Below are 19,903 nucleotides of genomic sequence, written 5' to 3' on the forward strand. Positions count from 1 at the left end.
TTATGATGAAAAAGATTGCTTTACTTTATATGGGAGGAACTTTCGGCTGTGTAGGTGAGCCATTGACGCCCATGCCGGAAACAGAATTTCTCCCTAAACTGCAAAATACTCTTCCTGCCAAGTATCAGGTCGACTGTCTTGCTGCACCCTTAATTAAAGATAGTAGTGCTTGCAGTGCTGCTGACTGGCTTTTGCTTGTACAGTATATACAGCAGCTTAAAGTACGCTACACTTACTTTGTGGTGATCCATGGTACAGATACGTTAAGTTATGCTGCAGCATTGCTGGCACGTTTTTTAGGCCAGTCTTGCCATGTAATATTAACCGGTAGTCAGTATCCGTTGCTTGATATCCAAGGCAATGCCCCCCGGGTATTTACAGATGCTGTCGATAATCTATATTTTGCCTTGGAACAGGTTTCCCGCAAACCAGCCGGAGTCTATCTAGCATTTCACCAGCAGGTTTTTCATGCCCAGTCTGTCATGAAAATGCATACTACTGAGCTGGATGCTTTTAAAGGAATAGAGGCTGACCAAGATTTCCCTGTTTATAAGGAAGAGATTTCCGTCCAGGATGACATAATTGAACAGGCGAAGAGTTTTAACCTGATCAGCTGGCAACTTCAGCCCCAGCCTGTAGAACATCTCATCAAGAATTTAAGCTTATTACAAGATGAACCCCCACACTTTTTAATTCTACAAGGTTTTGGCACAGGAAATCTGGCAGTTAACCAGGCTGTTATCGAATGCTTGCAAAAATTTCAGCATAAGGGCTGCTTACCTGTTCTGGCTACTCAGGTTCCTTTTGGCAGCATGGATCAACGCTATGCAGTCAGTAGCTGGGTTAAACAAGCCAATATTTTAGTCAATAATACATATAGCAATGCAGATCTTTATGCAAAAGCCCTGCAAATCTATTTAAAATATCCATCTTGCGAGCAACGGTATCAGGGCTGGTCTACGCAGTCTTAAAAGAGGAACAGTATGCAACGTTATGCAGTCGGTATAGAGTTTTGCGGCATTCGCTATCGGGGCTGGCAAACTCAGCAGGCCGGTGTCCCGAGTGTGCAAGAAACTCTGGAGCGGGTTTTAAGTAAAATTGCCGATGAAAAAATTATTCTGCATGGTGCCGGGCGTACTGATGCTGGTGTACATGCCACTAATATGGTTGCACACTTTGATACCCATGCCATTCGCACGGAACGTGGCTGGATGATGGGTTCAAACAGCCAGTTACCAAAAGATATTGCACTACAGTGGTTACAACCCATGGGTGAAGATTTTCATGCCCGATTCAAGGCCTGTGCCCGCCGCTATCGTTATGTCATTTACAATGCCCCATATCGGCCTGCCTTACTGCATAAACAGGTGACTCATGTTTATCAGCAGCTTGATATTGAAAAGATGAAGGAAGCTGCAAAAAAGTTTCGTGGTGTACATAATTTTGAAAGCTTTCGTGCTGCTGCCTGCCAGTCTAACCAGCCGATACGTGATGTAACTCACTGCGAGCTGTTCGAGCACGGACGTTATCTGGTCCTAGATATACAGGCCAATGGTTTTCTGCATCATATGGTCAGAAATATTGTAGGTTGTTTGCTAGAAGTCGGACAAGGCATGTATGACATTGGCCATATTGATAGTATTTTTGCAGCAGAAGACCGCCGTGCTGCAGGAATGACCGCCCCTGCAGATGGACTGTATTTTATTCAGGCTTATTATCCCGAGCAGTTTGCATTACCGCAATTACCACTTGGCCCACATTGGCTTAACTTGCCAGAATAGAAAATGCCGGTCTCAGACCGGCATTTTTTTAACGCTGTTTACGTTTTCGGTACTCTACCGGCGTTTCATTGGTCCAGCGCTTAAAAGCCCGATAAAAGGTACTCGGTTCAGAAAAGCCTGTCAGATATACAATGCGTTCTACACTTTCACTGGTATTGGCAAGAAGCTTTTTTGCCAGTCGGCAACGGTAATCAGAGAGTATTTGCTGAAAACTGGTATTAGCTTCACTCAGTTGGGTGCGTAGGCGTCGAGGCGTGATATTCAACTGGGCAGCTACAGTTTCCAAGGTTGTTTCACCACTTTCTAGTGTAGAGCCGATCGCACGCCGCACTTCTCCGACCAGGTCATAACGCGCCAGTTCCTGCAATTTTTCCAGTGCCAGCTGTTCATGTAGCTGTAATAATTCCGGCTCGGCCTGCCATAAGGGATAATCTAGAATAGAGGGTTCAAAATACAGGCGGGTTTCTTTCTGGCCCAGACTGACTGGACAACCGTAAACCCTCAGGTATTCATCTGGCGATGCGCCTTCACTAAAATTAAAATCAATGAAGATCGGGGTGAAATTCCCCTCGGTAATAAATTTGAAGAAGCGTAGCACGCCTGACATCGCACACTCAGAAAAATGGCGGTTAACCAGATTATCAGGAGAAGCTACTGATCCGTTTGTTAAATAGCAGCTGTCTTCTTCTATGATAAGTTTAGCATGGAAAGCATCACTGATCAGACGCTGATAAGCCAAAGCCCGTTTCAGGCCTTCGCCAAAATTATCACTACTAATAAAGAGATGTTCAATTACCTGGCCCCGATATAACGGCAGATGTTCACCTAGATGTAACCCGATATCAGCGTCTTTGCTGACTTCTTCAGCTGCTGTCCAGAAAGCATGTTGTGCGCTTAAAGGTGTACGTGCATTGATTTCAACCTGATTCAGTGCAACGCCTGCTTTTGTTAATATTTCTTCGGTTGGTAATCCCGCACGACGAATCGCTTGATAGCCAAATCGCAACACAACCGATGCATCAGTTAGCTGACCCACGCAATACCCTTCCTTGTATGTTATTAATTTATACTTAAAACATTAATTTTAGATTAACTGTGATTGGCCGAACTGACAACTCTATTCAGGTATTTTTTGTTGAAAATATTTATGAAATGACTTCGCTTAATTTACTAGCAGCTGGAACCTCGACAGGCCTGATGTGTCTTGTGTTTGACACAAAAATTGGCTATAATTTGCGCCTTTCCAATTTGATCATCAGGTAGGCTATGGCCAATAAAGAGGAACTCATTGAGTTCGAAGGCGTTGTCACCGAAACGCTTCCTAATACTATGTTCCGTGTCCGTTTAGAGAATGGTCATGAAGTGATTGCACATATTTCTGGCAAAATGCGCAAGCACTATATTCGTATTTTGACTGGCGACAGCGTTAAAGTTGAAATGACGCCTTATGACTTAACTAAAGGCCGTATTACTTATCGTGCCCGCTAAGTCTGAGTAAATATAAAAAGCCACCTCTATTTTGTGGCTTTTTTTATACCTGTTTTTATATTTTATAAATTACCTATCCGAATTTCTTTATAGATTCCTGTATTTGATCCCGCCTTTTATCGTGTTTTACTGTTCTATAACGCTTTATTGTTTTTAAAAATCTTAAGCTTGATATTGTTTTCTGATTTATAGGTTAGATCATGAACAGTTTAAAACTTGTTTTCCTAGGTCTGGGCTTTACCGGTTTATTGACTGCCTGCACCACAACCTATCAGGCACAGCCAAATCTCGATACTTATCTGGAACAGTTTATTGGGCAATCTGCTGAACAGATTAAAGCCAAGATTAATCTGCCAGCTTTAGGCTATGAGCTTAAAGGTTCACCAGTGCAGACTACAAACCAGCTCAGCTATACGATTTTGCGACCCCTTGCTGTACCTATTCCGTCTGGCCTGCAATCTGTAGGCACAGGTGGAGCTGTCATTGCCCCCCCTACCAGTTTAGGTGCCAACTCTTATGAAATTGATATGTATTGTCAGATCAGTTTTATTCTTCAAAATAATATTGCCAAAGATGTGCAATATCGTGGCCGTTCCTGTTAGCTCATCCTATAACTAAAATAAAAAACGCAGCATAAGCTGCGTTCTTTATTTCTTTTTTAAATTAGCCGAGTGCCTGCACTACTGCCTGGCCCATTTCAGCAGTTCCGATTTTCTGCATGCCTTGTGACATGATGTCTGCAGTACGCAAGCCCTGGTCTAATACCTGGCCTACTGCATCTTCAATCGCTTGAGCTGCAGTTTCTTCACGGAAAGTATAGCGCAGCATCATGGCAACCGACAAAATAGTGGCTAGCGGATTGGCAATATTCTGGCCGGCAATATCAGGTGCTGAACCATGACAAGGTTCATACATACCTTTACCATGTTCATCCAGTGAGGCAGATGGCAGCATTCCAATCGAACCGGTCAGCATTGCAGCTTCATCAGAGAGAATATCCCCAAACAGGTTACCGGTTACGATGACATCAAACTGTTTTGGCGCACGTACCAGCTGCATGGCTGCATTGTCGACATACATATGTGATAATTGGACCTCTGGATACTGCTCGGCCTGAAATGCAGTTATTGTTTGCTTCCAGAGTTCAGTGACTTCAAGTACATTGGCTTTATCAACCGAGCAGACTTTTCCACCACGCAGTCCAGCAATCTCAAAAGCGACTTTAGCTATTCGCTTGATCTCAGATTCGCTGTATACATCGGTGTTATAACCCTGCTTTTCACCATTTTCCAGTTCCCGGATTCCGCGTGGCTGGCCAAAATAGATTCCACCCGTTAACTCACGTACGATCAGGATATCCAGTCCAGCTACAATCTCAGGTTTTAAACTTGAAGCATCTGCCAGCTGGGGATATAAAATTGCCGGACGCAGATTAGCAAACAGATTCAACTCGCTACGGATTTTAAGAAGACCACGCTCAGGACGGATTGAACGTTCAATCGTATCCCATTTAGGCCCACCTACAGCACCAAGCAGAATCGCATCTGCCTTTTTTGCCTGCTGACTGGTAACTTCAGGGTAGGGTTCACCATGTGCATCAATTGCGGCCCCGCCCAACAGTCCCTGTTCCCAGCTCAAGTCCAAACTAAACTTTTCATTCACACGGTGAAGGACCTGTTCTGCTGCTGCAATAATTTCAGGTCCGATGCCGTCGCCAGCTAAAATGAGGATGTGTTTGGACATATGCATTTCCATAATTTTAAAACCAGCGTATATCTACAGCTGATGAGCGATTAAAGTTTCTTTTCCACAAACTCGCCCAAACCCGTCAATACATTATAAGGACGGCAGAACCGGCGAATCGTGCGTTTTTCCTGTTGCAGATCGACACAGAGCGGATCAGGTGCTGAAACATTTAGCAAGCTTCCGGTTCTGCTTGAACGATCACGAAACATATGAAAGGTATAGCGCTGATTAGCCTTGAACTGATGAATGACATGCAGTTTTTCAGCCCGATCCTGCGATATAGGATAAAAACGGATTACCACTTCATACTGTTTGGCTGGAACTGATAGGTACAACGGATTCGGCTGGCTGAGGGAACTGCCCTGCAAACGTACAATTCCTTCACGGATTGCTTCCGAATTTACCCGATGTGTTAAGGGATCAACGATTTGAATATCACTAATCCGCTCAAATTCACAGTTTTCTGTTCCTGAACAGTAAATCAGCGCATTCGTCTGAGATTCTGGTTTTTCCGCATATTTAATACGGACAGTGTCTACCGCGTTCTGAGTACTTTGACATGCACTAAGTAACACGCCACATAAACTGATAATAACACTATGGCCGAATATCCTGTTCATCGTCCGAGCCCAACCTCATATATAGAGAAACTATAAATATTTTTATAGTCAAACATGTTAGCAAGACTTGGACTCCTGCGCTACGCCTAAATGTCGAGCTTAACCTTGAATATTATTGAAAACCCATGGACGTGACTTTTGGATTTTCGCTTCATATTCACGGATTAAATCTGCATCCTGTAAAGTCAGACCGATATCATCAAAACCGTTTAACAGACAATGCTTGCGAAACGGGTCAACCTCAAAACTGAAGCTTTGACCATCAGGTGTACACACCTGCTGAGCGGCCAGGTCTACTGTGAGCTGATAGCCTTCATGGGTATTTACTTCCTGAAATAACTGATCGACCACTGACTCAGGTAAAATAACCGGCAGCATGCCGTTTTTAAAACAGTTATTAAAGAAAATATCAGCAAAGCTTGGCGCAATAACGGTACGGAAGCCGTATTCATTTAGCGCCCAAGGTGCGTGCTCACGGCTGGAGCCACAACCAAAGTTCTGACGCGCCAACAAAATTTTGGCATCCTGATAACGTGGCTGGTTCAAGACAAAATCCGGATTGATCGGACGCACTGAATTATCCTGACCCGGATAGCCTTCATCCAGATAACGTAATTCATCAAACAGGTTATCACCAAAACCGGTCCGTTTGATGGACTTTAAAAACTGCTTTGGAATGATCAGATCAGTATCAACATTTGCACGGTCTAATGGCGCAACGATTCCCTGTTCAACAGTATATGCTTTCATGGTGTGCTCCTTAGAAAGAACGAACATCAACAAAATGACCGGCAATTGCCGCAGCAGCTGCCATCGCTGGACTTACCAGATGAGTACGTCCACCATTGCCCTGACGGCCTTCAAAGTTACGGTTAGAAGTAGAAGCACAGTGTTCGCCTGGCTGTAACTTGTCTGCATTCATAGCCAAGCACATGGAACAGCCCGGTTCACGCCATTCGAAACCTGCTTCAATAAAGATTCTATCAAGACCTTCGGCCTCAGCCTGCTGTTTTACCAAACCAGAACCCGGCACCACCATCGCCTGTTTGATGCTTGATGCAACCTGGCGTCCTTTAACAACTTCTGCCGCTGCACGGATATCTTCAATACGGGAGTTAGTACATGAACCAATAAAGACACGGTCCAGCTGGATTTCAGCCAAAGGCTGTCCGCCATTTAAGCCCATATACTGGTAAGCACGGGTCCAGTCATTGCGTTGTACATCATCTTTAGCCTGTTCTAACATAGGTACAGCCTGCGATACAGGAATAACCATTTCAGGTGAAGTACCCCATGAGACCTGTGGTTCAATCTCTTCACCCTGTAATACAACTACCGTATCAAATACTGCATCACTATCCGAATGCAGGGTATTCCAGTAAGCCACAGCCTGATCCCATTCTGTACCTTGCGGGGCATAATTACGGCCTTTGACGTATTCAATAGTTTTTTCATCGACTGCGACCATGCCTACACGTGCACCAGCCTCAATTGCCATATTGCAGACAGTCATACGGCCTTCAATCGACATGTCACGGAAAACCTGACCACCAAATTCAATGGCATAGCCTGTGCCACCTGCGGTACCAATCTTGCCAATAATTGCCAGGACTACATCTTTTGGCGTGACACCCTGACCAAGCTGGCCATCGACACGAATCAGCATATTTTTCATTTTCTTCTGGACCAGACACTGGGTTGCCAGCACATGTTCAACTTCTGATGTACCAATCCCGTGAGCCAGACAGCCAAATGCTCCATGAGTTGCAGTATGTGAGTCGCCACAGACTACTGTCATACCTGGTAAGGTTAGACCCTGCTCCGGCCCAACTACGTGCACAATTCCCTGACGGATATCATTAATACCAAATTCTACAATATTAAATGTCTTGCAGTTGTCATCTAGGGTTTGCACCTGAATTCGTGAGGTTTCATCTGCGATACCGGCAATGCCCTGTGCCCGCTCTGCCTTGGAGGTAGGTACATTATGGTCAGGTGTTGCAACATTGGCACTTAAGCGCCAAGGTTGACGGCCTGCTAGCTGTAATCCCTCAAAAGCCTGCGGAGATGTCACTTCATGCAATAAATGACGGTCGATATAGAGTAGACATGAACCATCATCCCGCTGGGAAACCAAGTGATCATCCCATAATTTGTCATATAATGTTTTTGCTGCTGATTGATTGCCTGCCATGTCGATGTGCTCCAAGGACTGGGTATTTCCTAAATTATTTTAAATTATAATCGCTATTTTACATAAATCTAATTTATCATTTTTATTAATTATTAAACTTTTTGGAATTAAAAAAATTTTATTCATTAGAAATAACTTAAAATCGGATTTGCTTTATTATTTCTTAAATTTTATAAATAATACTGAATATATAAAAAATCCTTATAGGATAGAGTATCCACATGAATCTTGCCGCCTTCGAAGCTTTTGTCAAGGTAATGGAAACTGGTTCCATTTCCCAAGCTGCCGAACAACTATTTATCACCCAGCCTGCGGTGACCAAACGTATCCACAGTCTGGAGGATTACTTCGGAGTTAAACTTTTTGAATCTGCGGGACGAGGTGTACAGGCGACTCATGCGGCCCACTCTCTCTTGCCTAAAGTCAAAAACTGGTTAAATGAGTTAGGTGATATCCACCATACTTTGAGTCATGAACAAAGTCAGGTGCAGGGACGCCTAAAAATTGGCACCAGTCATCACATCGGACTGCATCACTTACCCCATCATTTGAAAAAATATGTACAACAATTTCCAGATGTGACCCTGGATGTACATTTTGTTGACTCTGAACAGGCACACGAACAGGTGCTCGCGGGCGATCTGGAACTGGCATTTTTAACCTTGCCGCCACAGGGAGATAGTCGCCTGAATTACAGTACCATCTGGAATGATCCTTTGGTTTTTGTAGCCGCACCTTTTCACCCACTCGCCCAGCGCAGTAACTTAAAGCTGGAAGACCTGATTGCCTATCCGAGCCTGCTACCTTCAATTCAGACCTATACCAGCCAGATTACGCTTGCAGAATTTGAAAAGAAGGGATTAAAACCCAAAATCACAATGAGCAATAATCCTTTAGAATCAATCCGCATGCTGGTTTCAATCGGTCTAGGTTGGTCCGTCCTGCCACAAAATCTGATTAATCAGGATTTACAACGCCTGAATATTCCGCTGGAAATGAGCCGTAAACTGGGTCTGGTATGGCACCCGGGGCGCAGCCAGTCCAGAGCCATGCTGGAACTGATCGACATGATGGATACAGAAATAAAAATATAGCACCTCGAAGTGCTATATTTTGAAACCGGATATACAGCTTAGATTGACCAGTCCTGAATTTCCCATCCCTGTGCCTCGGCCAAGGCCTGCAAGCGCTCATCCGGATTGACTGCAATAGCATGGCTTGCATATTCGAGCAAGAACCGGTCATTAATTGAGTCCGAATAAGCCCACGATTCGGTTACTGTACGGCCATTTAACCATTGTTCCAGACGAGCCAGCTTACCCTTCTGGTAACATGCTATTCCAGTTACCTTGCCAGTATACCGATGATCAATTAGTTCTGCATTGGTGGCAATAATCTCGGTAATACCGAATTCACGGAAAATAGGCGCAGTAATGAAGTCTGAAGTTGCGGTAATCCCGACAATTTCATGACCCAATGCCTGATGTTTTTTGACAGTTTCAAACCCTTGAGGCCGCATTTGTGCACGAATAACTTTTTGCATAAATCGTTCATGCAATTCGGTCAGGTAAGGTAAATCATGTTTTGTCAAAAACTCAAAAACAAATTCATTGTAAGCAATCGGGTCCAGCTGACCAGCTTTATAGTCTTCATAGAAGCTGTCATTGATCTGACGGTGACGTACCGGATCGACCAGTCCCTCATTGACCAGAAATTCTCCCCAAGAATGGTCAGAATCGGTGTTAAGGAGCGTATGGTCCAGATCAAATAAAGCCAATTTCATAAAAATTCTCGTTAAAACTGAAATTTAAAGCAAAAAAATGTAAATCTATCTCCGCTAGTCGATAGAAATTCGTTAAGATCATAGCAATTTTTAACATTTTACTTTGATCTTTTTTCGAGCTGGATGCAGTTATTTATCATCCCCGATTTCAAAGTTAAGCCAATAGATAAATTTAGGTAGCCAAATGATCGACTCAGAAGGTTTCCGACCGAATGTCGGGATCATTTTGGCAAACGATGATGGACAGGTGTTATGGGCAAAACGCATTGGACACAATGCATGGCAATTTCCACAAGGAGGGATCCAGTTTGGAGAAACCCCTGAGCAGGCACTTTATCGTGAACTGAGAGAAGAAGTCGGCTTATTGCCTGAACACGTTGAAATTATTGCGCAGACTAAAGGCTGGCTGCGTTATCGTTTGCCACACCGGTACATCCGCTCCGATTCAGAGCCTGTATGTATCGGACAAAAGCAGAAGTGGTTTTTATTAAAACTAGTGGCCTCTTCCGAGCATATCCAGCTGGACCTGTCCAATCCGCCAGAATTCGACCAGTGGCAATGGGTCAGTTACTGGTATCCGCTCGGACAGGTGGTAAACTTTAAACGGGATGTTTACCGTAGGGCCATGATGGAATTGTGTATGCAGTTACCACAGCAGCCATCCTGAAAATTCAGCATTTTCGCGAATGATTTTTGTCAGGGCTGCTGTTATAAAGAGTAAATAGATTTAAAAATATTTGGAGCATTCATCCATGTCAAACATGCAGCTGGACACCCTAAGACGTATTGTGCAGGAAATCAATGCGTCGGTCAGTCTGCATGAGTCCTTGGAAATTATGGTGAACCGGGTGGCCGAGGCCATGAATGTGGATGTGTGTTCGGTTTATCTGCTAGATGAACGCAATCAGCGTTATCTGCTTATGGCTTCAAAAGGTTTAAAGCCAGAATCTGTCGGGAATGTTTCGTTACAGGTAGGTGAAGGCCTGGTTGGACTGGTCGGTCAACGTGAGGAAATCGTCAACCTCGACAATGCCCCTAAACATGAACGATTTTTATATTTGCCAGAAACCGGTGAGGAAATCTACAACTCCTTTTTAGGTGTGCCGGTCATGTATCGCCGTAAGGTGATGGGTGTGTTGGTCGTACAAAACCGGGAATCACAGGATTTCAGTGAAGCGGCTGAGTCTTTTCTAGTCACACTGTGTGCACAGCTCTCCGGCGTTATTGCTCATGCCCATGCTGTAGGCAATATTGATGTCTTTCGAAAATTCAATAACTCTACCACTTATAAAACCTTTCAAGGCGTTTCAGGTGCAGGTGGAATCGCCTTAGGCCGTGCAATCATTTTATATCCTCCGGCTGATTTGGCTGCCGTGCCTGACCGTGAAGCAGAAGATATTAGCGATGAGCTGAGTTTACTTGATCAGGCGGTACAGTCAGTGCGTACTGAAATCAAGGCACTGGATGAGAAAATGCAGGATTCCCTGATTTCTGATGAACGGGCGCTGTTTAGTGTCTTTTTACGGATGCTGGATGAAAATGCTTTGCCGGCCGAGATTAAAGAGTTGATTCGAAATGGCAGCTGGGCACAGGGCGCTGTCCGCCGGGTAATTGATAAACATATTAATCTGTTCTCCCTGATGGAAGATGATTATCTGCGTGAACGGGTGGCAGACTTAAAAGATTTAGGCCGACGTATTCTGGCTTATTTGCAGGAGGCTGAGTCTGGTCACCGCGAACTAAGTGCTGACAGTATTTTAATTGGTGAAGAAATCAGTACGGCGGCACTGGTAGAGCTACCTGTCGATAAAATTGCTGCGATTGTCACCTCTGAAGGCGCAACCAACTCACATATGGTGATTGTAGCGCGGGCATTAGGTATTCCGACTGTTGTCGGTGTAACCGAATTACCCGTTAATACGCTTGATGATGTCGAGATGATTGTAGATGCCTATCAAGGTCGGGTTTTTATTAATCCGCCACGGCGCCTGCGTCAGCGCTATAAAGATGTGCAAAAAGAAGAAGAGCAGATCGCCAAGGATTTAAAACAGTATGAAACTCGTGATGCGATCACGCCAGATGGACATGTGGTTCCGCTTTACGTCAATACTGGTTTAATGATCGATGTGGTCCGTGGTGTTCAACGCGGCGCCAAAGGTGTAGGCCTGTACCGCTCTGAAATCCCCTTTATGCTGCGTGACCGTTTTCCGGGTGAAGAAGAACAGCGTGCAATTTACCGCCAGCAGCTGAGCCACTTTGCCAATAAACCGGTAGTAATGCGTACGCTTGACATTGGTGCAGATAAAGATCTGCCATATTTTTCAATTGAAGAAGAAAATTCGGCGCTCGGCTGGCGTGGTCTGCGTTTTACACTAGACCATCCGGAAATTTTTTCCTCACAGATTCGTGCTATGCTCAAAGCCAGCATTGGACTCAACAATTTGCACATTTTGCTGCCTATGGTAACCAGTGTCAGTGAAGTAGAAGAAGTGCTTTATCTGCTAGAACGGGACTGGGTCGCGGTTCAGGAAGAAGAGCAGGTCAAGATCACTAAACCAAAAATCGGAATCATGGTGGAAGTACCGAGTGTACTGTTACAGATTGATGAATTCGCCGATCTGGTAGATTTCTTTTCAGTGGGTTCGAATGACCTGACTCAATATTTGCTGGCAGTTGACCGTAATAATCCTCGGGTTGCCAATGTCTATTCACATTTTCATCCTTCAGTACTGCGAGCCCTCTACCGCCTGGTGGGAGAATGCCGGAAATATAACAAACCTATCAGTATTTGTGGAGAAATGGCAGGCGATCCGCTTTCGGCAGTATTGTTAATGGCAATGGGCTTTAATACTCTTTCCATGAGTTCAAGTAATATTTTAAGGGTACGAAAAGCAATCTGTCATACACCGTTTAGTGATGCTGAACAGTTACTGGAAGAAGTACTGAGAATGAATAATCCGCTGGTCGTAAAAAGCTGGCTTGAGCATTACTTTAAAACGCATGGCCTGACTGATATGGTGAAATCTAGCCGTCTGGTGGTATAAATGTCAGCTTAACTTAAGCTGCAAAGCTGAAACAGGAAGGACGATAATCATCAGAATATCGCCCTTGCTTATGTTTGCTATAACCGCGTTTTGCATTTTTTTTGCGGTCTGTAAATACATGACTGCGGTTGACTTCATGCATATGTTTAGCAACAAAGTTATGAATAATAACTTCTGGCTGCTTCTTGCTTTTTGCCATAGTGTTTACCTATCAGGTCAGATTAATTCAGAGTATTATTTTTACACAGAGCCTGTGCCAGCAGATTATCGCCTATTTTACTCTGCTGGCAAGAGATATTGATGGGGGCAGTATGTATTTTTTAAAGTCACGCTACCCTCTCATCAAGATGCTTTTTTATACCCTTAAAATTATAGAAACTTTAAGCAGGAAAAGCCCGTTCCAGTACACGCTGCATATCAACTAAATGGAGATCGATCAGTCCTGTAACCCGACCATGAAATGCCGTATAGCGAGTCTGGATAAAGGCATTTGCTACAAAATCTGGAGCATATTTTTTCAATAGTACTGCTTGTGCCAGAATGACCAGGCGACTCACTAAAGTCCGTGCCATAAATTGCAGCTGATCTGGACTTTGTGCGAAAAGCTGTAGCAACTGCTGTAATTCCTGTTGTAACAATGGTTCATCCTGAATAGTTCCGGCAAATGAATGTATTAAAATCTCTATAGATTCGCGGTCACGCTGTACCGCACGTAATACATCCAGGCACATTACATTGCCTGAACCTTCCCAGATTGAGTTTACCGGTGCTTCCCTGAAAATACGTGCCATGATTCCGGTTTCGACGTAGCCATTGCCTCCAAAAACCTCCATTGCTTCGCCACTCAGTTCTACCACTCTTTTACAGATCCAGAATTTTGCAGCTGGCGTCATCAGACGTTGCCAGGCTTTAGACAGCGGATCATCTTGCTGGTAGCAGGAAGCCAGATGCATAGCTAACTGTACTGCTGCTTCAGATTCCAATGCCAGATCGGTCAGTACTGATTGCATGAGAGGCTGTGCTGCCAGAGGTTTACCAAAAGCCTGACGCTGCCGGGTATAGGCTAGACACTGAACCAGTGCCTGACGCAACATGGCACTACTGCCTACTACACAGGTCAGCCGGGTATATGCGGCCATTTCAATAATAGTCGGAATACCTCTGCCCGCCTCACCCAGCATGATTCCCCAAGCCTCCTGAAATTCGACTTCACTACTGGAATTACTGCGGTTACCCACCTTATCTTTTAAGCGCTGCACATGAATACTGTTTTTGCGACCATCCTCCAGCCAGCGCGGCACAAAGAAACAGGCCAAACCATCTTGTTCGGTATTGGCGACCACCAGATGTGCATCACACATCGGCGCTGAAAAAAACCATTTATGACCGGTAATCAGATAACCCTGCCCACGTCCGTGCTGTCCGACTGGTACTGCTTTGGTCTGGTTGGCACGCACATCGGAACCACCTTGTTTTTCAGTCATGCCCATGCCTAACCAGATTGATTTTTTCTGGCTTATGCGCAGGTCGCGCGCATCATAATGCTGCGACAGTAATTTATCACCCAGCTGTTGCCATAGCGCCGGTTCACGCTGTAGCAAGGGAATACTGCCAAGCGTCATGGCAGTTGGACACAGACTACCGCATTCGATCTGCCCATTTAAATAAAAACGTGCTGCCCAGTTCAGCCAGCCTTGTGCATCATCTGGTTTACTAAAAGGATAGGCATGGACTTCATAGCTGCGGTTGAGTACCATCCACTGATGCCAAGCCGGATGAAACTCAATTACATCACAGCGCCGGCCACGTGCATCAAACGCCTTAAGCTCCGGTGTATAGCGGTTAGCCTGTTCGGCATACTGATAATATTCGGCAGAACCGGCTATCGTACCTAACTGGCTTAGCCTGGCCTGATCTTGACTTTGATGGCGTTGCAATATTTCCTGTAATATCGGATCGGTATCAAACAGGTTATAGTCTTGAAGTTCATCAAACTGATTCTGGATTTGATGAGTCGCCCATGTATTCATTCTTCTTTCCATATAGTCATTCTTATCTTTCTTCAGTATAAAAGAATCAGCTCTATATAGTGTTCGGTTTCTCCTATATGAAAACACCAGCCTTTAAAGCTCGCCGCAAACCGCAACAGTCACGTGCGCGCATGACTCAGGCCGCCTTACTAGAAAGCTTTGTTCGGCTTTTAGATACTCAAGATTACCCTGATATCACTATTCGGGATATTACTGAGCTGGCAGGTGTCGGCTTGGGTACTTTTTATGAATACTTTGGTGATAAAGATGAACTGGCCGCACTTTGCATCCATCAGTACATTAAACAGCAGGCCAAAGCCCTAGAACAGTATGCCAATACCTTAGAAGCTTCTTTAGAATTAGCGTTATATATTGAAGCACTGGTTAATTTCCAGATTCAGAGTATTTGGCAAGAACAGCACATTTGGGCCACTTTATTTTTACTTGAACGTCAGATTTCCAGTTTGTCTGCCTATCAAAAACACTATCGCTTACATGTAGAAAGCTGGTGTAAGGTTCTTGTGCACCTCTGCAATTGTCCTAGGCAAGAACTCGAAAGTCTTGCCCTCAATCTGCACCGGATTATTTATGGCATGATTTCACAGACCCTGCTTCAGGAGCCGGAATACCAGCACTGGTTTGAACTGAAACAAGATATCCGGCGCGCTATCTCCGGCTTTTTACCCTTAAGCCCTTAAAATCTAATTAATTAATTAAAAATAAAATAATAATCGTTTTTACCTATACAAACCATTAATTTTTATCGTTGGTAAATCAATCAGATAACCTCTAAATTATGCTTAACAGAACAGATATACCGAACGTTTATATAGCTCGTAGTTCAAGGCAGAGCCAATACGCAGTGAACATGCCGGTATATAAGGTTCCTTACCGATACTGGAAACAGTGGCAGCTAGAATACAGTGATTTGATCAGTAGTTTAGTCAGAAGAACTGGTCCTATTTTAGAGCACCACTGCACCAGACATTCAAAGAATGGAGCATAGCATGAGTCAAGACATCAAAAAGTGTCCAGTCAGCCACTTAACTACAGACTTCGGTGCGCCCGTTGTAGACAACCAGAATAGTATGACTGCTGGCCCACGCGGTCCGCTTTTAGCCCAAGATATGTGGCTCAATGAGAAACTTGCCAACTTTGTCCGTGAAGTTATTCCTGAACGCCGTATGCACGCTAAAGGTTCCGGTGCATTTGGAACATTTACTGTCACCCAAGATATTACCCGGTATAGCTGTGCCAGCATTTTCTCTGAAATTGGTAAACAAACTGAAATGTTTGCACGTTTTACCACTGTAGCAGGTGAACGTGGAGCAGCTGATGCTGAACGTGATATTCGTGGCTTTGCCTTGAAGTTTTATACTGAAGAAGGCAACTGGGATATGGTCGGTAACAACACGCCAGTGTTTTTTCTGCGTGACCCGCGTAAATTCCCGGATTTGAATAAAGCTGTTAAACGTGACCCACGCACTAATATGCGTAATGCCACTTATAACTGGGATTTCTGGACCTTGTTGCCTGAGTCATTACATCAGGTCACCATTGTTATGTCAGAACGCGGTATTCCTGCCAGCTACCGACATATGCATGGTTTTGGCAGCCACACCTATAGCTTTATTAATGCCAGCAGTGAACGGTTTTGGGTGAAGTTTCACTTCCGTACCCAGCAGGGTATTAAAAACTTGACAGATGCTGAAGCAGAAGTACTGATCGGAAAAGATCGTGAAAGCCACCAGCGTGACCTGTATGAGGCCATTGAACGGGGTGAATATCCGAAATGGACTATGTATGTTCAGGTCATGCCAGAAGCAGATGCCGAGAAAGTACCATATCATCCTTTTGACCTGACAAAAATCTGGCCACATGCCGATTATCCACTGATTGAAGTCGGTAAGTTTGAACTGAACCGTAATCCGGAAAATTTCTTTCTAGATGTAGAACAGTCAGCTTTTGCGCCAAGTAATCTGGTTCCGGGAATTAGTGTATCACCTGACCGTATGCTGCAGGCACGCCTATTTAATTATGCCGATGCCCAACGTTACCGTCTGGGAGTAAACTATCAGCAGATCCCGGTGAATAAACCACGCTGTCCGGTACACTCTAACCACCGTGATGGACAGGGCCGGATTGATGCCAACTATGGCAGCCTGCCACATTATGAGCCAAACAGCTTCAGTCAATGGCAGGAACAGCCGCAGTATAGAGAGCCGCCATTAAAGATTACAGGTGATGCAGCATACTGGGATTATCGTCAGGATGATGCAGACTATTTCAGTCAGCCACGTGCACTTTTTGCTCTCATGAATACTGAACAAAAACAGGTTTTATTTGAAAATACGGCACGGGCAATGGGGGATGCGCTGGATTTTGTTAAATACCGCCATATCCGTAACTGTTATGCCTGCGACCCGGCTTATGGTGAAGGTGTTGCTAAAGCACTGGGATTAGAGGTAGCTGATGCTCAGGCTGCACGTGATTCGGACCCAGCCTATGGCCAGCCAGGTTTTCTTTAACCTGAAATAAACCCTTTAAAAAGAAACCATCTGGTATGGTTTCTTTTTTTGCTTGTCAGGCATAAGAGCATTAACTCTTTACAAAAAATTCTCGTCATGTGCGAGAATATTGCTCCTGAAGAAATCAATTAAAAATAATTTCTGAAAAGACACTACTAATAAATGCCAGGCATATTTTTATGCGTCCACTCTTTACCATTCAGCTCACGTTAGCCTTACTCTGGTTATATCAGGGGCTTGTTCCCAAACTTCTGTTTCAATCTCCTGATGAAATCATAATCTGGCAAAATATGGGCCTTGATCTGGTTCTGGCTAAAATTTTGCTGGGTCTGTCCGGGGGCATCGAAATGCTGTTCGGTTTATTCTTCTTGAAATGGCCTAGATCTATTCTCTTGCATAGCTTAAACATCATCGGACTTATAGGACTGCTACTGCTGATTATATGTATAGCACCTCTTCAACTTACAGCTGCGTTTAATCCGGTAGTCATGAATATTGCCATGCTGATGCTTTCTGTAGTGGCAGTTCAGCTTATTGTACAGGAACAGAATAAAGACCTTAAACAATGAGGCGTCTTCCTTCCCGTATGCAATAAAATGGCCCCAACAGTTTGGATGAATTCTGCATGGCTATATTCAGGTCCTGTTCAGGCTGCTCGCGACCTTCATCTGTGAGCTGGAAAGTCCGGTAATGGATTGCCAGTGAACGACGGGGTGCCAGATCCAAATGTGCCTGAAATGCTTCTTGAGGATTCATATGCATATATTGCATCAACTCTCGCGGCTCATATGCGCCGATCGGAAGCAAAGCGATCCGGGGAGCTCCCAGTTCGGCATGAATCTGTTTGAAATGCGGTGAATAACCTGTGTCACCTGCAAAAAAACAGTGACCGGTCTCATGTATGATTGAAAAGCCCCCCCACAAAGCCCGGTTACGATCACGCAAACCACGCCCTGAACCGTGTTGTGCAGGTGTGTACACTATTTGAAACTTATGCAACAACGCAGCCTGCCACCAGTCCATTTCTATTACCTGAAACTTTTTAGGCAGATAAAAACTGTTGCCAAGCCCGGTATAAATTGGCATGGCAAATTTTTTGTGCAGCCAGCGTAGAGTTGCCAAGTCCATATGGTCGTAGTGGTTATGACTCAAGAGTACGGCATGAATTTCCGGTAATTGTTCTAATGCAATACCGGCAGTACAGCTTCGTTTTGGACCTGTACCCTGCTGCGGACTGACATAGTCTGCCCACACCGGATCTGTCAGAAAATTATACGGCCCGATTTGAATCAGTACGGTAGCATGACCAATAAACCAGACCTGCCAGTCGTCCATACTGGCATGTGGCCGGTTCTGTGGACCCGCATGTGCCGGAATTTCTGTCTGTGTATTTTCCTCTTCCCATGGCAAAGGTTTACGGCTATATAACCACTTGATCAGATCACGGCGCCGATAACCGGCCGGATGAGCCACATAATTAAAGAACTCTTCTCCATTGTAATGGTCAGAAGGGCTGAAACTAAACTCAGGTTTTCTCAAGGTATGTAACCAGCAGGATTCCGTCTTTAAACGGTAAGAGTAATGAGCTTGCTTATTCATGAATAAAAATCTTTATATAAAACGGCAAATCTGTAGGTGCAAGTACTGATATCTGGCCGTGATTATGCTGTGTCATCGAGGCGATCTTTCATACGTTCCATCCAGACCTTCTGGGTTTGGGGTTTTACAAAAAGTGCCACCACTTCCGGATGCACTTTTTTTGTATTGGCCTCAATCCGGTTTACACAGGCTTCAATCTGGTCTGAAGTCAGATTATCTTTAAACTCAAGACTTAAGGCAGCCAGCACCTGATGTGCACCCAACTGTTCAGTAATCAGACCGTTTGCCGAGAGTACCGCCGGGTCCTGCTGTGCAATACTCAGAACATTTTGCCGCAGTAAGGGATCTGCAGTTTCTCCCAGCAGCAATCCCTTGGTTTCCCGGCCCAGCAATAGGGCTGCCACAGCCAGAATCACACCAATGAGAATTGAAGCAATACCATCAAGTACTGGCATATTCAAAGTATGAGAAAAATAGACACCGAGCAATGCAATTACCAAACCAAGCAGTGCAGCTGTATCTTCAAACAGAACTGTAAATGTAGTCGGATCTTTACTACGCCGGAATGCCTGAAAGTATCCAAGTTTACCCTTGCTTTTGCGAAAGCTTTTTAAAGCGATAAACCATGAAGTACCTTCTACAACAATAGCAATTCCAAGTACAACATAGTTAATCACCGGTGAAACGATTTCTTCAGGATGACGAATATGCTGAATCCCCTGATAGATCGAAACTACCGAACCTAATGCAAACACCATCAGAGCCACAATAAAAGCCCAAAAATACAGTTCTCGTCCATAACCAAAAGGATGACGCATATTGGCTGGCTGCTGGGATTTTTTCAGTCCATAGAGCAGCAAGATTTCATTGAGGGTATCAACAACTGAATGGATTGCCTCACTCAGCATAGCCGAACTGTTCGTCAGATAAGCTGCCACGAACTTGACCATTGCAATGATCAGGTTCCCGATCAGGGCTGCATAAACAACGACTTTATTGGATTCAGACATGGAAAATGACCTAATTTTATTTTTATCAGACCGGCTGATTCAATTTTCTAATGGACTTTCCTGATCTTAGCCAAACTTGG

At 44.5% G+C, this 19,903-nt stretch carries 20 protein-coding genes; 10 read left to right on the forward strand and 10 right to left on the reverse strand.

Annotated elements, in window-relative coordinates; genetic code table 11:
- Window positions 1–5 precede the first annotated feature (5 nt).
- Together B3X18_RS09425 and truA are read left to right on the forward strand one after the other, a co-directional pair.
- Entirely contained in the window at window positions 6–971 is a 966-nt protein-coding gene (locus B3X18_RS09425; protein ID WP_026055457.1) for an asparaginase, read from the forward strand.
- Window positions 972–983: 12 nt separating this feature from the next.
- Window positions 984–1,781 carry a tRNA pseudouridine(38-40) synthase TruA gene (truA, locus tag B3X18_RS09430; protein ID WP_005023258.1) on the forward strand — a complete coding sequence of 266 codons (798 nt, stop codon included), beginning with the start codon at window positions 984–986 and terminating at the stop codon, window positions 1,779–1,781.
- A 28-nt stretch (window positions 1,782–1,809) separates the two neighbouring features.
- Here the strand turns inward: truA and B3X18_RS09435 are convergent, their stop codons facing one another.
- A complete protein-coding gene (locus B3X18_RS09435; protein ID WP_005023255.1) occupies window positions 1,810–2,817 on the reverse strand; it encodes an AraC family transcriptional regulator in 1,008 nt (335 codons plus the stop codon).
- Window positions 2,818–3,047: 230 nt separating this feature from the next.
- On the opposite strand from B3X18_RS09435, the gene infA reads away from it, so the two are divergent.
- The gene (gene infA, locus B3X18_RS09440) at window positions 3,048–3,269 is read left to right on the forward strand and encodes a translation initiation factor IF-1 (protein WP_001284370.1); all 222 of its coding nucleotides are present in this window, start codon (window positions 3,048–3,050) and stop codon (window positions 3,267–3,269) included.
- Window positions 3,270–3,469: 200 nt separating this feature from the next.
- Entirely contained in the window at window positions 3,470–3,871 is a 402-nt protein-coding gene (locus B3X18_RS09445) for a hypothetical protein (protein ID WP_005023252.1), read from the forward strand.
- A 61-nt stretch (window positions 3,872–3,932) separates the two neighbouring features.
- Here B3X18_RS09445 and leuB read toward each other — a convergent pair whose 3' ends face one another.
- The 4 genes from leuB to leuC form a co-directional block, all read right to left on the reverse strand.
- Entirely contained in the window at window positions 3,933–5,012 is a 1,080-nt protein-coding gene (gene leuB / locus B3X18_RS09450) for a 3-isopropylmalate dehydrogenase (protein WP_005016753.1), read from the reverse strand.
- Between the two features lie 50 nt (window positions 5,013–5,062).
- Entirely contained in the window at window positions 5,063–5,635 is a 573-nt protein-coding gene (locus tag B3X18_RS09455; protein ID WP_005016754.1) for a hypothetical protein, read from the reverse strand.
- Between the two features lie 99 nt (window positions 5,636–5,734).
- Entirely contained in the window at window positions 5,735–6,385 is a 651-nt protein-coding gene (leuD, locus tag B3X18_RS09460; RefSeq protein WP_005023249.1) for a 3-isopropylmalate dehydratase small subunit, read from the reverse strand.
- 10 nt (window positions 6,386–6,395) lie between these two features.
- Complete coding sequence (leuC, locus tag B3X18_RS09465; RefSeq protein WP_005023247.1) at window positions 6,396–7,829, reverse strand: 3-isopropylmalate dehydratase large subunit; 1,434 nt, start codon at window positions 7,827–7,829, stop codon at window positions 6,396–6,398.
- 221 nt (window positions 7,830–8,050) lie between these two features.
- Here leuC and B3X18_RS09470 point away from each other — a divergent pair, with 221 nt between their 5' ends.
- The gene (locus tag B3X18_RS09470; protein WP_005023244.1) at window positions 8,051–8,923 is read left to right on the forward strand and encodes a LysR family transcriptional regulator; all 873 of its coding nucleotides are present in this window, start codon (window positions 8,051–8,053) and stop codon (window positions 8,921–8,923) included.
- A gap of 38 nt (window positions 8,924–8,961) precedes the next feature.
- On the opposite strand, the gene B3X18_RS09475 is transcribed toward B3X18_RS09470, so the two are convergent.
- Window positions 8,962–9,612, reverse strand: coding sequence for an HAD family hydrolase (locus tag B3X18_RS09475; RefSeq protein WP_005023241.1), 651 nt, complete (start codon window positions 9,610–9,612; stop codon window positions 8,962–8,964).
- A 184-nt stretch (window positions 9,613–9,796) separates the two neighbouring features.
- Here B3X18_RS09475 and B3X18_RS09480 point away from each other — a divergent pair, with 184 nt between their 5' ends.
- Both B3X18_RS09480 and ptsP read left to right on the forward strand, forming a co-directional pair.
- Window positions 9,797–10,279, forward strand: coding sequence for an RNA pyrophosphohydrolase (locus B3X18_RS09480; protein ID WP_005016769.1), 483 nt, complete (start codon window positions 9,797–9,799; stop codon window positions 10,277–10,279).
- Between the two features lie 85 nt (window positions 10,280–10,364).
- Window positions 10,365–12,656 (forward strand): phosphoenolpyruvate--protein phosphotransferase, encoded by a 2,292-nt coding sequence (gene ptsP / locus B3X18_RS09485; protein ID WP_034670304.1) that lies wholly within the window; start codon window positions 10,365–10,367, stop codon window positions 12,654–12,656.
- A gap of 13 nt (window positions 12,657–12,669) precedes the next feature.
- On the opposite strand, the gene B3X18_RS09490 is transcribed toward ptsP, so the two are convergent.
- Together B3X18_RS09490 and B3X18_RS09495 are read right to left on the reverse strand one after the other, a co-directional pair.
- A complete protein-coding gene (locus B3X18_RS09490) occupies window positions 12,670–12,855 on the reverse strand; it encodes a DUF7230 family protein (protein ID WP_005023237.1) in 186 nt (61 codons plus the stop codon).
- A gap of 181 nt (window positions 12,856–13,036) precedes the next feature.
- Window positions 13,037–14,686 (reverse strand): acyl-CoA dehydrogenase family protein, encoded by a 1,650-nt coding sequence (locus B3X18_RS09495; RefSeq protein ID WP_005023235.1) that lies wholly within the window; start codon window positions 14,684–14,686, stop codon window positions 13,037–13,039.
- A 77-nt stretch (window positions 14,687–14,763) separates the two neighbouring features.
- Here B3X18_RS09495 and B3X18_RS09500 point away from each other — a divergent pair, with 77 nt between their 5' ends.
- The 3 genes from B3X18_RS09500 to B3X18_RS09510 all read left to right on the forward strand — a co-directional run bounded on the left by B3X18_RS09500 (window position 14,764) and on the right by B3X18_RS09510 (window position 17,783).
- On the forward strand, window positions 14,764–15,384 hold the full coding sequence (locus tag B3X18_RS09500) for a TetR/AcrR family transcriptional regulator (RefSeq protein WP_005023232.1): 621 nt from the start codon (window positions 14,764–14,766) through the stop codon (window positions 15,382–15,384).
- Window positions 15,385–15,693: 309 nt separating this feature from the next.
- Window positions 15,694–17,214, forward strand: coding sequence for a catalase (locus B3X18_RS09505; RefSeq protein ID WP_005023229.1), 1,521 nt, complete (start codon window positions 15,694–15,696; stop codon window positions 17,212–17,214).
- Between the two features lie 179 nt (window positions 17,215–17,393).
- The gene (locus B3X18_RS09510) at window positions 17,394–17,783 is read left to right on the forward strand and encodes a DoxX-like family protein (RefSeq protein WP_005023226.1); all 390 of its coding nucleotides are present in this window, start codon (window positions 17,394–17,396) and stop codon (window positions 17,781–17,783) included.
- On the opposite strand, the gene B3X18_RS09515 is transcribed toward B3X18_RS09510, so the two are convergent.
- Window positions 17,773–18,813 carry an MBL fold metallo-hydrolase gene (locus B3X18_RS09515; protein WP_005023224.1) on the reverse strand — a complete coding sequence of 347 codons (1,041 nt, stop codon included), beginning with the start codon at window positions 18,811–18,813 and terminating at the stop codon, window positions 17,773–17,775. The genes B3X18_RS09510 and B3X18_RS09515 overlap by 11 nt on opposite strands.
- A gap of 62 nt (window positions 18,814–18,875) precedes the next feature.
- Entirely contained in the window at window positions 18,876–19,823 is a 948-nt protein-coding gene (locus B3X18_RS09520; RefSeq protein ID WP_005023221.1) for a cation diffusion facilitator family transporter, read from the reverse strand.
- Between the last annotated feature and the right edge of the window lie 80 nt (window positions 19,824–19,903).

The organism is Acinetobacter sp. UBA6571 (assembly GCF_002434085.1).
In the GTDB taxonomy this organism is placed as follows: Bacteria; Pseudomonadota; Gammaproteobacteria; order Pseudomonadales; family Moraxellaceae; genus Acinetobacter; species Acinetobacter radioresistens.